This window comes from Pantoea sp. Ap-967, assembly GCF_011752565.1.
In the GTDB taxonomy this organism is placed as follows: domain Bacteria; phylum Pseudomonadota; class Gammaproteobacteria; order Pseudomonadales; family Pseudomonadaceae; genus Aquipseudomonas.
Window position 1 is genome coordinate 224,616 of sequence record NZ_VWXK01000005.1, and the last position, 13,968, is coordinate 238,583.

General features: G+C 63.6%; 16 protein-coding genes. 9 read left to right on the forward strand and 7 right to left on the reverse strand.

All coding sequences use genetic code 11. The annotated features are described in order from the left end of the window. Genes F3J45_RS07975 through F3J45_RS07985 form a run of 3 tightly spaced genes read right to left on the reverse strand, consistent with a single transcriptional unit; the run spans position 1 to position 3,556 of the window. Positions 1–1,263 (reverse strand): dihydrolipoamide acetyltransferase family protein, encoded by a 1,263-nt coding sequence (locus F3J45_RS07975; RefSeq protein ID WP_167059957.1) that lies wholly within the window; start codon positions 1,261–1,263, stop codon positions 1–3. Beyond that, positions 1,264–2,322, reverse strand: a complete 1,059-nt coding sequence (locus F3J45_RS07980) for an alpha-ketoacid dehydrogenase subunit beta (RefSeq protein WP_167059960.1) — start codon at positions 2,320–2,322, stop codon at positions 1,264–1,266. Between the two features lies 1 nt (position 2,323). Continuing rightward, complete coding sequence (locus F3J45_RS07985) at positions 2,324–3,556, reverse strand: 3-methyl-2-oxobutanoate dehydrogenase (2-methylpropanoyl-transferring) subunit alpha (protein WP_167059964.1); 1,233 nt, start codon at positions 3,554–3,556, stop codon at positions 2,324–2,326. A gap of 197 nt (positions 3,557–3,753) precedes the next feature. Here F3J45_RS07985 and bkdR point away from each other — a divergent pair, with 197 nt between their 5' ends. Together bkdR and F3J45_RS07995 are read left to right on the forward strand one after the other, a co-directional pair. Then, on the forward strand, positions 3,754–4,236 hold the full coding sequence (gene bkdR, locus F3J45_RS07990; protein ID WP_167059967.1) for a Bkd operon transcriptional regulator BkdR: 483 nt from the start codon (positions 3,754–3,756) through the stop codon (positions 4,234–4,236). A 138-nt stretch (positions 4,237–4,374) separates the two neighbouring features. Then, positions 4,375–5,718 (forward strand): MFS transporter, encoded by a 1,344-nt coding sequence (locus F3J45_RS07995; protein ID WP_167059970.1) that lies wholly within the window; start codon positions 4,375–4,377, stop codon positions 5,716–5,718. 80 nt (positions 5,719–5,798) lie between these two features. On the opposite strand, the gene F3J45_RS08000 is transcribed toward F3J45_RS07995, so the two are convergent. The 4 genes from F3J45_RS08000 to flgA form a co-directional block, all read right to left on the reverse strand. Further along, the gene (locus tag F3J45_RS08000) at positions 5,799–6,542 is read right to left on the reverse strand and encodes a flagellar brake protein (protein WP_167059973.1); all 744 of its coding nucleotides are present in this window, start codon (positions 6,540–6,542) and stop codon (positions 5,799–5,801) included. An 80-nt stretch (positions 6,543–6,622) separates the two neighbouring features. Further along, on the reverse strand, positions 6,623–7,090 hold the full coding sequence (locus F3J45_RS08005; RefSeq protein WP_167059976.1) for a flagella synthesis protein FlgN: 468 nt from the start codon (positions 7,088–7,090) through the stop codon (positions 6,623–6,625). Between the two features lie 49 nt (positions 7,091–7,139). Further along, entirely contained in the window at positions 7,140–7,433 is a 294-nt protein-coding gene (gene flgM / locus F3J45_RS08010; RefSeq protein ID WP_240164560.1) for a flagellar biosynthesis anti-sigma factor FlgM, read from the reverse strand. A gap of 170 nt (positions 7,434–7,603) precedes the next feature. Continuing rightward, positions 7,604–8,350 (reverse strand): flagellar basal body P-ring formation chaperone FlgA, encoded by a 747-nt coding sequence (gene flgA, locus F3J45_RS08015; RefSeq protein WP_205300120.1) that lies wholly within the window; start codon positions 8,348–8,350, stop codon positions 7,604–7,606. Positions 8,351–8,445: 95 nt separating this feature from the next. Between flgA and F3J45_RS08020 the strand changes: the two genes are divergently transcribed. From F3J45_RS08020 to F3J45_RS08050, 7 genes are all read left to right on the forward strand, one after another. Further along, positions 8,446–9,363, forward strand: coding sequence for a chemotaxis protein CheV (locus F3J45_RS08020; protein ID WP_240164561.1), 918 nt, complete (start codon positions 8,446–8,448; stop codon positions 9,361–9,363). 51 nt (positions 9,364–9,414) lie between these two features. Next, positions 9,415–10,242, forward strand: a complete 828-nt coding sequence (cheR, locus tag F3J45_RS08025; protein ID WP_167059988.1) for a protein-glutamate O-methyltransferase CheR — start codon at positions 9,415–9,417, stop codon at positions 10,240–10,242. 302 nt (positions 10,243–10,544) lie between these two features. Next, positions 10,545–10,952 carry a flagellar basal body rod protein FlgB gene (flgB, locus tag F3J45_RS08030; protein WP_167059991.1) on the forward strand — a complete coding sequence of 136 codons (408 nt, stop codon included), beginning with the start codon at positions 10,545–10,547 and terminating at the stop codon, positions 10,950–10,952. 2 nt (positions 10,953–10,954) lie between these two features. Beyond that, positions 10,955–11,398 carry a flagellar basal body rod protein FlgC gene (flgC, locus tag F3J45_RS08035; protein WP_167059994.1) on the forward strand — a complete coding sequence of 148 codons (444 nt, stop codon included), beginning with the start codon at positions 10,955–10,957 and terminating at the stop codon, positions 11,396–11,398. 15 nt (positions 11,399–11,413) lie between these two features. After that, positions 11,414–12,127 carry a flagellar hook assembly protein FlgD gene (flgD, locus tag F3J45_RS08040; RefSeq protein ID WP_167059997.1) on the forward strand — a complete coding sequence of 238 codons (714 nt, stop codon included), beginning with the start codon at positions 11,414–11,416 and terminating at the stop codon, positions 12,125–12,127. Between the two features lie 27 nt (positions 12,128–12,154). Continuing rightward, on the forward strand, positions 12,155–13,501 hold the full coding sequence (gene flgE / locus F3J45_RS08045; protein WP_167060000.1) for a flagellar hook protein FlgE: 1,347 nt from the start codon (positions 12,155–12,157) through the stop codon (positions 13,499–13,501). 123 nt (positions 13,502–13,624) lie between these two features. Further along, positions 13,625–13,810 (forward strand): hypothetical protein, encoded by a 186-nt coding sequence (locus F3J45_RS08050; RefSeq protein ID WP_167060003.1) that lies wholly within the window; start codon positions 13,625–13,627, stop codon positions 13,808–13,810. The last annotated feature ends 158 nt before the right edge of the window (positions 13,811–13,968 follow it).

Genomic DNA, 13,968 nt, shown 5'->3' on the forward strand with positions numbered 1-13,968 from the left:
TCACTCCACGAACAGACAGGCAGGTTGTTCAAGCAGGCCGCGCACGGCCTGAATGAACAGTGCGGCATCCATGCCATCGACCACCCGGTGGTCGAACGAGCTGGACAGGTTCATCATCTTGCGCACGACGATCTGGCCGTCGATCACCACCGGCCGCTCGACCATGCGGTTCACCCCCACGATCGCCACTTCCGGGGTATTGACCACCGGGGTGCTGACGATGCCGCCCAGGGCGCCGAGGCTGGTCAGGGTGATGGTCGAGCCGCTCAGTTCCTCGCGGCTGGCTTTGTTGCTGCGCGCGGCGTTGGCCAGGCGCGAGATCTCGCCGGCGTTGGCCCACAGGCTGCCGGCCTCGGCGTGGCGCAGCACCGGCACCATCAGGCCATTGTCACCCTGGGTGGCGATGCCCAGGTGCACCGCGCCATGACGGGTAATGACCTGGGCCTCGTCATCGTAGGTGGCGTTGATCTGCGGGAAGTCGCGCAGGGCCACGACCAGGGCGCGTACCAGGAACGGCAGCAGGGTCAGCTTGCCGCGGCTGTCGCCATGCTTGGCGTTCAGCTGCTGGCGCAGGGCCTCCAGGGCAGTGACGTCGATTTCTTCCACGTAACTGAAGTGGGCGACGCGGCGCTTGGCGTCCTGCATGCGCTGGGCGATCTTGCGGCGCAGGCCGATCACCGGCACCTGCTCGCTGTCGGTGCGCTTGCCGTAGCCGCCTGGGGCCTGGCCGGCCGCGCTGTGGGGCTTGCTGATGAAGGCGTCGAGGTCTTCGTGCAGGATGCGCCCGGCCGGGCCGCTGCCGTGCACGTAGCGCAGCTCGATGCCGGCATCCAGGGCGCGTTTGCGCACGGCCGGCGAGGCCAGCGGCTTGTCGCCCGGCTGGCGCGGCACGATTGGCGCGGCCTCATGCACCACCGGCGCCGTGTAGGCCGTGGGCTGCGGTTCGGCTGGCGGCACTGGCTTGGCTGCCACGGGGGCTTCAATGGCCTTTGGCTGCGGCACGTCCACATGGTTGCCGCCGCCTTCCACCTCGATGCGGATCAGCTCGCTGCCCACCGCCATCACTTCACCTGGCTGGCCGCCCAGGGCCAACACCTTGCCGCTGACCGGCGAGGGGATTTCCACGGTGGCCTTGTCGGTCATGACATCGGCCACTACCTGGTCCTCGGCAATCACATCGCCGACCTTGACGAACCATTCCACCAACTCGACCTGCGCGATGCCTTCGCCAATGTCCGGCATCTTGATGACGTGCGTGCCCATTCAGACCTCCATGACCCGTTTCAATGCCGCGCCTACCCGCGAAGGGCCGGGGAAATAGGCCCATTCCTGTGCGTGGGGGTAGGGGGTGTCCCAGCCGGTGACGCGCTCGATCGGCGCTTCGAGGTGATGGAAGCAATGCTCCTGCACCAGTGCCACCAGTTCGGCACCGAAGCCGCAGGTGCGGGTGGCTTCATGCACCACCACGCAGCGGCCGGTCTTCTTCACCGACTCGACGATGGTGTCCAGGTCCAGCGGCCAGAGGCTGCGCAGGTCGATCACCTCGGCGTCCACGCCGGTTTCCTCGGCGGCCACCTGGGCCACGTACACCGTGGTGCCGTAGGTCAGCACGGTGACATCGTTGCCGGGGCGGGTGATGGCGGCCTTGTCCAGCGGCACCGTGTAGTAGCCATCCGGCACGGCGCTTTGCGGGTGTTTTGACCAGGGCGTTACCGGGCGGTCGTGGTGGCCGTCGAACGGGCCGTTGTACAGGCGCTTGGGCTCCAGGAAGATCACCGGGTCGTCGCACTCGATCGAGGCAATCAGCAAGCCCTTGGCGTCATAGGGGTTGGAAGGCATCACCGTGCGCAGGCCACAAACCTGGGTGAACATCGCCTCCGGGCTCTGGCTGTGGGTTTGGCCGCCGTAGATGCCGCCGCCGCAGGGCATGCGCAGGGTCAGCGGGGAAATGAACTCGCCGGCAGAGCGGTAGCGCAGGCGTGCCATCTCCGAGACGATCTGGTCGGAGGCCGGGTAGAAGTAGTCGGCGAACTGAATTTCCACCACCGGGCGCAAGCCGTAGGCGCCCATGCCCACGGCGGTGCCGACGATGCCGCTTTCCGAGATGGGCGCATCGAACACGCGCGACTTGCCGTACTTGGCCTGCAGGCCCTCGGTGCAACGGAACACGCCGCCGAAGTAGCCGACGTCCTGGCCGTAGATCACCACATTGTCATCGCGCTCTAGCATGACATCCATGGCCGAGCGCAGGGCCTGGATCATGGTCAGGGTGCTGGTGGCCATGGCGGTTTCCGGGTTGATGCTGCTGTTGTGGTCGTTCATTTCAAACCCCCAGTTCCTGGCGCTGGCGGCGCAGGTGGTCGGGCATGTCCTTGTACACGTCCTCGAACATCGACGCGGCGCTTGGGATATGGCCGTTGGCCAGGGTGCCGTACTGCTCGGCCTCCTTCTGCGCGGCGATCACGGCGGCCTCGAACTCGGCGGTGGTGGCCTGGTGTTCGTCCTCGGACCACTGGCCGATGGCGATCAGGTGCTGCTTCAGGCGGGCGATCGGGTCGCCCAGCGGGAAGTGGCTCCAGTCGTCGGCCGGGCGGTACTTGGATGGGTCGTCGGAGGTGGAGTGGGGGCCAGCGCGGTAGGTGACCCACTCGATCAGCGATGGGCCAAGGCCACGGCGGGCACGTTCGGCGGCCCAGCGCGAGGCGGCGTACACGGCGACGAAGTCGTTGCCGTCCACCCGCAGCGAGGCGATGCCGCAACCCACGCCGCGCCCGGCGAAGGTGGTTTGCTCGCCGCCGGCGATGGCCTGGAAGGTGGAGATCGCCCACTGGTTGTTGACCACGTTGAGAATCACCGGGGCGCGGTACACGTGGGCAAAGGTGAGGGCGGTGTGGAAGTCCGATTCGGCCGTGGCGCCGTCGCCGATCCAGGCCGAGGCGATCTTGGTATCGCCCTTGATCGCCGAGGCCATGGCCCAGCCTACGGCCTGTACGAACTGCGTCGCCAGGTTGCCGCTGATGGTGAAGAAGCCGGCCTCGCGCACCGAATACATGATCGGCAGTTGGCGCCCCTTGAGGGGGTCGCGTTCGTTGGACAGCAACTGGCAGATCATCTCCACCAGCGATACCTCGCGGGCCATCAGGATGCTCTGCTGGCGGTAGGTGGGGAAGCACATGTCGGTGCGGTTCAGCGCCAGCGCCTGGGCGCTGCCGATGGCTTCCTCGCCCAGGCTCTGCATGTAGAACGACATCTTCTTCTGGCGCTGGGCAACCACCATGCGGCTGTCGAAAATGCGCGTCTTGAGCATGGCGCGCATGCCCTGGCGCAGCACCTGCGGGTCGATGTCCTCGGCCCACGGGCCAAGGGCATTACCGTGGGCGTCGAGCACGCGGACCAGGCTGTTGGACAGGTCGGCGGTGTCGGCGGCGTCTACATCGATGGGCGGTTTACGGACTTGCCCTGCGTCGTTCAGGCGCAGGTAGGAAAAATCGGTCTGGCAGCCTGGCCGGCCGGTGGGCTCGGGCACATGCAAACGCAGGGGGGCGTACTCGTTCATGCTTTTTACGCTCGCTCGGATGTTGTTTTTGTGAGCTCTGAAGCGGCCGCCGCTGGCCACCGGCTTGTGACTGGCAGGTCAGCGTCACCTACATCTTAGTGGCAGGGCGGGAGAATTTTTCTCTCTAGTTGATTGCCTTTGCCGGGCTGGGAAGATAAACATTCCGTATAAACACAAGAAACCGGTGAATTTGTCTCATGCGCAAGCTCGATCGTACCGATATCGGCATTCTCAACAGCCTTCAGGACAACGCCCGCATCACCAACGCCGAGCTTGCGCGTTCGGTGAACCTGTCGCCGACGCCCTGCTTCAACCGGGTCAAGGCCATGGAAGAATTGGGCGTCATCCGCCAGCAGGTGACCTTGCTCTCGCCCGAGGTGCTGGGGCTGGATGTCAACGTGTTCATCCATGTCAGCCTGGAGAAACAGGTGGAGCAGGCCTTGCACCGCTTCGAGGAAGAGATTGCCGAGCGGCCCGAGGTGATGGAGTGCTACCTGATGACCGGGGACCCGGACTACCTGTTGCGGGTATTGCTGCCGAGCATCCAGGCGCTGGAGCGGTTTCTGGATTACCTGACGCGGCTGCCCGGGGTGGCCAATATCCGCTCCAGCTTTGCCTTGAAGCAGGTGCGCTACAAGACGGCCTTGCCGTTGCCCGCCAATGGCATGACCTTGCCGTAGGCGCGTCTGATCGCGACACGACCGACAGTGAACCCGCCTTGGCCGCTCGATATTTCATGACGGGGCCTGCGCGGGGCGGTGATTACCCTTATGCTGCTAGCACCCACCGCCACCTCACCAGGGAGCTTCGAGGGACGTATGCGTAATATCTGGAAGCCTTTTCAGTCGTTGTATTTCGCTGCCTTGATGATGCTGATCGGCTCGGGCCTGCTCAGTACCTACCTGGCCCTGCGCCTGGCGGCCGACCACGTCGACAGCCTGTGGGTGGGTGCGCTGATGGCGGCCAACTATTTCGGCCTGGCGGTGGGCGGCAAGGTCGGCCACCGGTTGATCGGCGGGGTGGGGCATATTCGTGCCTATGCCACCTGCGCCGGGATCGTGGGCGCCGCGGTGCTCGGCCATGGCCTGACCAATTGGCTACCCGTGTGGGTGGGGCTGCGGATGATCGTCGGCCTGGGCATGATGTGCCAGTACATGGTGATCGAGAGCTGGCTCAACGAGCAGGCCGAGGCCAAGCACCGTGGCGCGGTGTTCAGCGGCTACATGATCGCATCGTACCTGGGGCTGGTGCTCGGCCAGCTGATTCTGGTGGTGCATCCGCAGCTCGGTCCGGAATTGCTGATGCTGGTGGCCATGTGCTTCGCCCTGTGCCTGGTGCCGGTGGCGATGACCCGGCGCATTCACCCCGCCCCCTTGCGCCCGGCGCCGATGGAGCCGAAATTCTTCATCAAGCGCGTGCCGCAGTCGCTCAGCACGGTGCTCGGCTCGGGGTTGATCGTGGGTTCGTTCTACGGCCTGGCGCCGTTGTATGCGTCCAGCCAGGGGCTGTCCACCGAGCAGATCGGCCTGTTCATGGGGTGCTGCATCTTTGCCGGGTTGCTGGTGCAATGGCCGCTGGGCTGGTTGTCCGACCGCTATGACCGGGCCGTGCTGATTCGCAGCGTGGCGGTGGGCCTGGCGCTGGCGTCGGCGCCGCTGGCGTTTTTGCCCAGCGTGCCGCTGGAGGCGCTGTTCGGCATCGCCTTCGTCATTTCACTGTTGCAGTTCTGCCTGTACCCGCTGGCGGTGGCGTTTTCCAACGACCACGTGGAGAGCGAACGGCGTGTGTCGCTGACCGCCATGCTGCTGGTCACCTACGGCGTAGGGGCCTGTATCGGGCCGCTGGCCGCCGGGGTGCTGATGAAGGTGCTGGGCGCGCAGATGCTGTATGCGTTCTTTGTGTTCTTCGCGCTGGTGCTGGTGTGGCGCATTCGGCCCAAGGCGGTTACCGGGCTGCACCAGGTGCAGGACGCGCCACTGGGCCACGTGGCCATGCCAGCGGCCGGCTCGCCGCTGTCGGCGGCGCTCGACCCACGGGTGGATGAGCAGACCGTGCAAGAGGTGATGCAGGCGCCGGTGGCGGCTGAGGATACCGAGGATGAGGGCAAGGCAGAGCCGGCGGCCAAGGCGCAGGCGGAGGATGAGGTCAGCAAGTCGGTTTAAGCCGGTTCGGCCCTATCGCGAGCTGCGCTTGCTCCCGAGGTAGGAGCGAGCGCAGCTCGCGATAGGGCCCGAACAGAAGATCAGTAGTCGTCCTTGTCGAACCGCCGCGCTTCACGCTGCAGCTGGTAGACAAAACTCTCGATCTTGCGCTGCGCCTGGCCATTGAGGTTATGGAAGCGCACGCCGGCAAAGGTGGTGTTGATGCGTTCTTCAAAGTGCAGGTGGCGCAGCTCGACCATGGTGTCGACCAGGCTCAGCGGGTTGCTGGCCTTGAAGCGCTCGTACACCTGGCCCAGTTGCAGGCGGTCTTCGACATTGCCGTCGAAGCGCAGCTTGCAGCCCGTGGCGGAGATGTCCAGCAACTTGCCGCGCAACGCACCGTTGCCCTTGAGGAAACTGCCGTCGAGGATGATATCGACCAGTTGCGAAAGCTTCAGCGCGGCGCGGAAGGCGTTGCGGCGCTGGTGGTAAGTCATCTCCACGGGCAGGGCGCCGCGGTAGCAACGGTGGCCGTCGATTTCGGTGATCTTCAGCTCATGGTCGCATTCCCAGGCGATGCGAACGCCATCGTGGAAGCCTTCGACGCGGAACGGCTCGCCGTTCTCGATGAACTTTTCGCCATCACGCGGGATCATTTCGTCCAGCGCCAGCACGTCGTTGTCACGGTCCACGTGCACCACGTAGCTCTGGAACCGCTGGCTGCGCTCATGGAAGGTGATGATCAGGGGATCATGGCTCTCTTGCAGCTGGCGCAGGTTGGCCGCGATCTCCAAAGGCGTGTTCAACACCTTCGGCGGCTGCGGGGCATCGGTTTCATTGAACACGGGTTATCAATCTCCAGGCAAAAACGACACACGCAAGTAACGGCATTTTGCCAGTATGTTCCGTGCCTTGATAGCTGTAATCACACCTGGCTGAGCGCCCGGGGCTTGGCCAGCGGGGAAGTGGTGCCACGGCTGTCGTACAGGGACGGCGCTTCACCGCCCTGAAGGATTCTGATCTGGTTGGCCGTGACGTGTTGCTGCACCTGGATGATCCGGCCATTGGTCTCGTTGACCTTCTGGCAGGCTTCCATCATTTGGGTGAGCACATTGAGCTGCTGCATGATCAGTTCGCCGTTGTCCGACTGCGCGGCCAGGGCTTGCACGCCGGCGCGGTTGGGCGTCAGGCCCAGGCTGATGAGCAGGTTGTTGCGGCGCACGCCTTGCTGTTCGAGCAGCACGATCAACGACTGCTTGCGGGCCAGGATGCCCTCCAGCGGTGCCATGTCCCGCGCGTGCAGGGCCACGGCCTCCTGTTGGAGCAGGTCGAGCAGTTCCTGGGTCGGGGCGATGTCGTCTTCGATCAGTTGCAGCAAGGTGGTGTCGTGCATGGCTAACTCTTGGGTTTTTAAGCGTCCGTGAAGTCAGCGCGACGAACGGTCAGCGCTGGGCTTCGAAATCGAGCAGTTTGCTGGCGACCCGGCCGGCATCGACCTGGTAGCTGCCATCTGCGATCGCCTGCTTCAACTGTGCCACACGGTCACTGTTGACCACGGGCTGGTCGCGCAGCTTGTCGCTGATCTTCTGCAACTGCTGGGCCTCCTGGCTCAGGTGTACGGTTTCTCCGCTGGCGCTGGCCTTTTTCGGCGTTTCGGCGCTTTCGCCGGCCTTTTCGGCGCTGCTGGGCGTGGTATTGCCACGCACGCCGCCCGTGATGGACGGAGAATTATTCAAACGACTGAAGTCGATAACCATGATCAGAACCTCTGGGTATTTGGACGCTTGCCTTGTTTTCGGCCACCCCGAAAGAAACTTTAGGCACAAATGCATAGCCGCCTGTCAGCAAGCTCGCGAACCCGTTCCGGCACAGTTTAGGAAATGCGCCTGCACACCGCCAGCGCAATCTACATGGCCACCTCGACTTGCCCCGGGCCAGTGACCCGGGCCTTCACCACGCGCTGGGAATTGAGGTTGCGCACGCGAATCTGCTCGCCCTGGCCGCCTTTGCTCAGGGCCTCGCCGGGCATGCGCACGCTCAAGCTGCCGGTGCGCGCGGTGATTACCACCTGGTCGCCCTTGCGCACCACCTCGGCCTGTTCCAGGTGCTGGGGCGTGAGCACCTGGTCGATCACCGTGGGGCGCAGCATCTTCATGCCCACCGCCTGGTCCAGTTCGGTGAGAAAGCCCTGGGTCAGGGTGCCCACGTCGCGCTCGCGCAGGGCCACGTCGCCCTCGCTTACCAGGTTGTCGCGCTTGAGTGGGCGTGTCACCACCACCACGTCGCGGAACAGCCGCACCGTCGCCGGCACGAACACGGTCCACGGCGCTGCGCCGTCGCAGCGCACCCGCACGGTCACCCGGCCCAACGGCGTGGCCGGGCTTTCCAGCGAGGCGTCCAGTTGCTGGCTGCACAGCGGCATGCGCAGGCGTGGGTCCAGCGGGTTGACCTGGATCTCGTAGCGGCCCGCCGTCTGGGTGGTGGCCAGGTAGTCCTCGACGGTGAATTCAAGAAACCCTTGGGTGACACCGATAAGCTGTTCAGGCAAGGTAACCGCGTCCGCCAGCGTGCGTGCGCCGGGTGCCAGCAGGCAAAGTACGGCCAGCGCGCCGTTCAGCAGCTGCGTCAGTCGTCGGAAATTTGTCGTTTTCATGTACATGGCGCTCAAAAAAGCAAAGCCCGTGCCGACTCTAACTTTTGAGTTGCAACGAATGGCTGAAACAAGAGGAGTCAGGCATGGCGGGGGTAATGGATTCAGTCAACCAGCGTACACAGCTGGTGGGGCAGAATCGCCTGGAGTTGCTGCTGTTTCGCCTTAATGGCGCGCAGCTCTACGGCATCAACGTATTCAAGGTTCGCGAGGTGCTGCAGTGCCCGGAGCTGACCTTGCTGCCCCGCTCGCACCCGGTGGTGCGTGGCGTGGCCAACATTCGCGGGGCGACCATCCCGATCCTCGACCTGTCGATGGCGACGGGGCTGCCGGGGTTGACGGAAGAAACCCGCAACAGCTTCGTGATCATCACCGAGTACAACACCAAGACCCAGGGTTTCCTGGTGCATTCGGTGGAGCGCATCGTCAACATGAACTGGGAAGAGATCCACCCGCCACCCAAGGGCACCGGGCGCGATCACTACCTGACCGCGGTCACCCGGGTTGACAACCGCATGGTCGAGATCATCGACGTGGAGAAGGTGCTGGCCGAAGTGGCGCCATCGTCCGAGTCGGTATCGGCCGGCGTGGTGGATGCCGAGGTGCAGGACAAGGCCGTGCTGCTGCGGGTGCTGACCGTCGACGATTCGTCGGTGGCGCGCAAGCAGGTCAGCCGTTGCCTGCAAACCGTCGGTGTCGAGGTGGTGGCGCTCAATGACGGCCGACAGGCCCTGGAATACCTGCGCAAGCTGGTGGACGAGGGCAAGAAGCCGGAAGAAGAGTTCCTGATGATGATCTCCGACATTGAAATGCCGGAGATGGACGGCTATACGCTTACAGCGGAGATTCGCAGTGATCCGCGCATGCAGAAACTGCACATCTGCCTGCATACTTCGCTGTCCGGGGTGTTCAACCAGGCGATGGTGAAGAAGGTTGGGGCCGATGACTTCCTGGCCAAGTTCAAGCCGGACGACCTGGCCCAGCGCGTGGTCGACCGGATCAAGGCAACGCATTGAAGCAGCCGGGGGCAGGCCCCCGGCAACCGTGATTTAACAGAGGCCGCAGTAGTGTCTACGGGTAATTTGGAGTTCGAACAGTTCAGGGTCTTCCTGGAAAAAGCCTGTGGCATCCTGCTGGGCGAGAATAAGCAGTACCTGGTGTCCAGCCGCCTCAACAAGCTGATGGAACAGCACGGCATCAAGAGCCTGGGTGAGCTGGTGCAGCGCATCCAGACCCAGCCGCGCGGCGGCCTGCGCGAGCTGGTGGTAGATGCCATGACCACCAACGAAACCCTGTGGTTTCGCGACACCTACCCGTTCGAGGTGCTGAAGAACAAGGTCATTCCCGAGTTCATCCGCAACAACCCCGGCCAGCGCCTGCGCATGTGGTCGGCGGCCTGTTCGTCGGGCCAGGAGCCGTACTCGATCTCGATGGCCATCGACGAGTTCGAGCGCAGCAACCTGGGCCAGCTGAAGATGGGCGCGCAAATCGTCGCCACCGACCTGTCCGGGTCCATGCTGAACAACTGCAAGACCGGCGAGTACGACAGCCTGGCCATTGCCCGTGGCCTGTCCCAGGAGCGCCTGCAGCGCTATTTCGACCCCAAGGGGCCGGGGCGCTGGGCGGTCAAGCCGGCCATCCGTAGCCGCGTCGAGTTTCGTTCGTTTAACCTGCTCGACAGTTACGCAAGCCTGGGCAAGTTCGACATCGTGTTCTGCCGCAACGTGCTGATCTACTTCTCGGCGCAGGTGAAGAAGGACATCCTGCTGCGCATCCACAGCACCCTCAAGCCTGGGGGCTACCTGTTCCTTGGGGCTTCCGAGGCACTGAACGGGTTGCCGGACCATTACCAGATGGTCCAGTGCAGCCCGGGCATCATCTACCAGGCCAAGTGAGCCAGAAGGCCGGCAGCGACAGCAGCCGGCCTTTTTTCTTGGCCTGTGCCGGCCCTGTGGGAGCGGGCTCGCCCGCGAAGCAGGCGGCGCGGTCTGACGTCAAAAAATTGATTTGCCGCTTTTGCCGCCCGGCAATTGCCGCTTTGCCTTTTCCAGGCGGAAGCACTTTGCCGCTTTTCTGGCAGGGTGCCATCCCCTACCTGCGCCACAGCCCAGCATTTCTGGGCTTTGGGAAACCTGGCACAGCCCTTGCTAAAGCTTGCTCAACGAAATTCCGGCCAACCTTCGAAGGTTTTCCCGACATGAGCATCAGTTTCGACAAGGCGCTTGGCATTCACGAAAAGGCCCTGGGCTTCCGCGCCCAGCGCGCTGAAGTGCTGGCCAACAACATCGCCAACGCCGACACGCCCAACTACAAGGCGCGCGACATGGACTTCTCGTCGGTGCTCGCCGCCGAGAGCCAGAAGCAGCAAAGCGGCCGCTTCGCCATGGAGCGCACCAACAGCCGCCATATCGAAGCCGAAGGCCTGGCCATGAACGACGACGGCCTGCAGTACCGGGTGCCAACCCAGCCTTCGATCGACCAGAACACCGTGGACGCCCAGATCGAGCAATCGAACTACACGGAAAACGCCATTGGCTTCCAGGCCAGCTTCACCCTGCTCAACAGCAAGTTCAAAGGGCTGGTTTCGGCCCTGCGCGGAGAATAATCATGTCCCTTTCCAGTGTTTTCAATATTGCCGGTAGCGGCATGAGCGCGCAGAACACCCGCCTCAACACCGTTGCCTCCAACATCGCCAACGCCGAAACCGTGTCGTCGAGCATCGACCAGACCTACCGCGCGCGCCACCCGGTCTTCGCCACCACCTTCCAGGACGCCCAGGGCGGCGTCAGCCAGTCGCTGTTCGAAGACCAGGGCCAGGCGGGGCAGGGCGTGCAGGTCAAGGGCATCGTCGAGGACCAGAGCAACCTCGAAGCGCGCTACGAGCCCAACCACCCGGCGGCGAACAAGGACGGCTACGTCTACTACCCGAACGTCAACGTGGTCGAGGAGATGGCCGACATGATCTCCGCCAGCCGCGCGTTCCAGACCAACGCCGAGCTGATGAACACCGCCAAGAACATGATGCAGAAAGTGCTGACCCTGGGTCAGTGATAAGGAATCCGGACCATGGCCATCGATACCTCCGGCGGTGTGAACCTCAATGACGTCCTCGCGGCGTCCGGTGTCACCACCACCAGCACTAAGAAAAGCACCACCGACACGGCCTCGCAGACGGGCAACAGCACCCTGGGCAAGGATGCGTTCCTGCAGTTGCTGGTCACCCAGATGCAGCACCAGAACCCGCTCGACCCGCAGGACAACGGCGAGTTCGTTGCCCAGCTGGCGCAGTTCAGCAGCCTGGAAGGCATCACCTCGCTGAACGAGTCGGTCACCAACATCACCAGTGCCATGGCTTCTTCCCAGGCGCTGCAGGCCTCGTCGCTGGTCGGCCGCTCGGTGGTCGTGCAGAACGACAAGGCCGTGGTCGACACCGCCGACAGCTTCAATGCCCAGTTCGTCGTGCCGCAGGCCATCGACGGGGCGAAGGTCACCGTCAAGGACAAGGACGGCAACACCATCAAGACCATCGAGGTGGGCGAGCAGAAAGCCGGCTATGCCGACTTCATCTGGGACGGCACCAACCCCAAGGGCGAGAAGGTCGACCCGGGCACCTACACCTTCACGGCCACTGCCACGGTGGACGGCAAGTCGGTGCAGATGAACACCCTGCTGCCGGCCAAGGTCACCAGCGTCAGCTTCAACACCACGGGCGAGATGGTGCTCAACCTCGCCGGGGTCGGCAAGGTTTCCCTGTCCGACGTACAAACCATCGGTATCTAAGGCCAGAACGGCAAAAGGAGTTTCACCATGTCTTTCAATGTAGGCCTGAGCGGTCTGTACGCGGCCAACAAACAACTGGACGTTACCGGTCACAACATCGCCAACGTCAACACCACCGGCTTCAAGTCCTCGCGTGCCGAGTTCGCTGATGTGTACGCCGGTGCCAACCGCCTGGGCGTGGGCAAGAACCAGGTCGGCAACGGCGTGCGCCTGGCTGCGGTTTCCCAGCAGTTCACCCAGGGCGACATCAACAACACCGGCAACGTGCTGGACATGGGAATCCAGGGCCAGGGCTACTTCGTGCTGTCCGACAACGGCTCGATGGTCTACACCCGTGCCGGTGCCTTCCAGAACAGCAAGGACAACTACGTCGTCACCTCCGATGGCCTGCGCCTGCAGGGCTACGCCGCCGACTCCGCCGGCAACATCAAGAAGGGCGTGCTGACCGACCTGCAGATCGACACCTCGGCCCTGCAGCCAAAAGCCACCACCCTGATCGACCAGGGCATCAACCTGGACTCGTCGTCCAAGTCGATTCCGCTACCATCGACCCCACCGGTTGCCGGTGAAATCGTGTTCGACCCAAGCGACGATACCTCGTACACCAAGTCGTTCCCGACCAAGGTCTACGACAGCCAGGGTAACGAGCACACCATGGAGCAGTACTACCGCAAGACCGACACCAACGAGTGGACCATGTACACGTTGATCGACGGTCGCAACCCGATGAACCCGGCCAGCACCGATCCGCTGACCAGCACCATCAGCTTCAACAGCGATGGCAGCGTGGCGTCGATGGCCACCGACACCACCGGCCTGCCGACCGGTTCCGAGTGGAGCGTGACCAACAACACCTTCACCCTCAAGGGCTGGATTCCGGCGGCGCAGGATGCCAATGGCAACTGGGCGGCCAACGGCTCGGTTGAAAGCAGCGCCGGCATGCGCCTGGCGATGAACAGCACCACTTCGTTCAACACCGAGAGCGCGCGCCTGTCCCAGTCCCAGGACGGCTATGCCACTGGCATCCTGTCGAGCCTGAGCATCGACGCCACCGGCGTGATGTTCGCAAGCTTCAGCAACCAGCAGTCGCGTGCCATCGGCCAGGTGGCGCTGGCTAGCTTCGCCAACGAGCAGGGCCTGCAGCAGATCGGCGGCACCCGCTGGACCGAAACCTACTCGTCGGGCATTCCGGGCATCGATGCGCCGAAGACCGGTACCCTGGGTAGCGTGGAGTCCAACTCGCTGGAAGGGTCCAACGTCAACCTGACCCAGGAGTTGGTCGAGCTGATCAAGGCGCAGAGCAACTACCAGGCTAACGCCAAGACCATCTCCACCGAAAGCACCGTCATGCAGACCATCATTCAGATGACCTGATGATGGCTGAATGAGGGGCCGCTATGCGGCCCATCGCGACCTGCGGTCGCTCCTACCGGCGTCTGTAGGAGCGACCGCAGGTCGCGATGGGCTGCGCAGCGGCCCCTGCGTTTCGGAGGTTGCATGAAAAAACTGATCGTCACGCTGCTCGCTGCCTTTTGCCTGTACCAGGCCCAGGCCGGCACTGCGCCCTGGTGGCGCTGGGAAAGCCAGGTGGACGGGCGGTTGGTGTGCTCGCAGTGGCCGCCAGGGGAGGGCTGGAAGAAGTTTGCCGGGCCCTTCACCAACGGTGGCTGCCGCGAACCTTGAGTGGGTCGGTACAGGTTTGCCGCCATCGGCAACCCGGCGCCGGATAACCGGCGTCACCCCATCCGCAAAACCCCGAAAAGGCCCGTATTTACGGGCTTTTTCATGAATTCGAAAAGTTGGTTCGGAACTTGCTTTAGAGCTTGCACAGCAACGGCAGG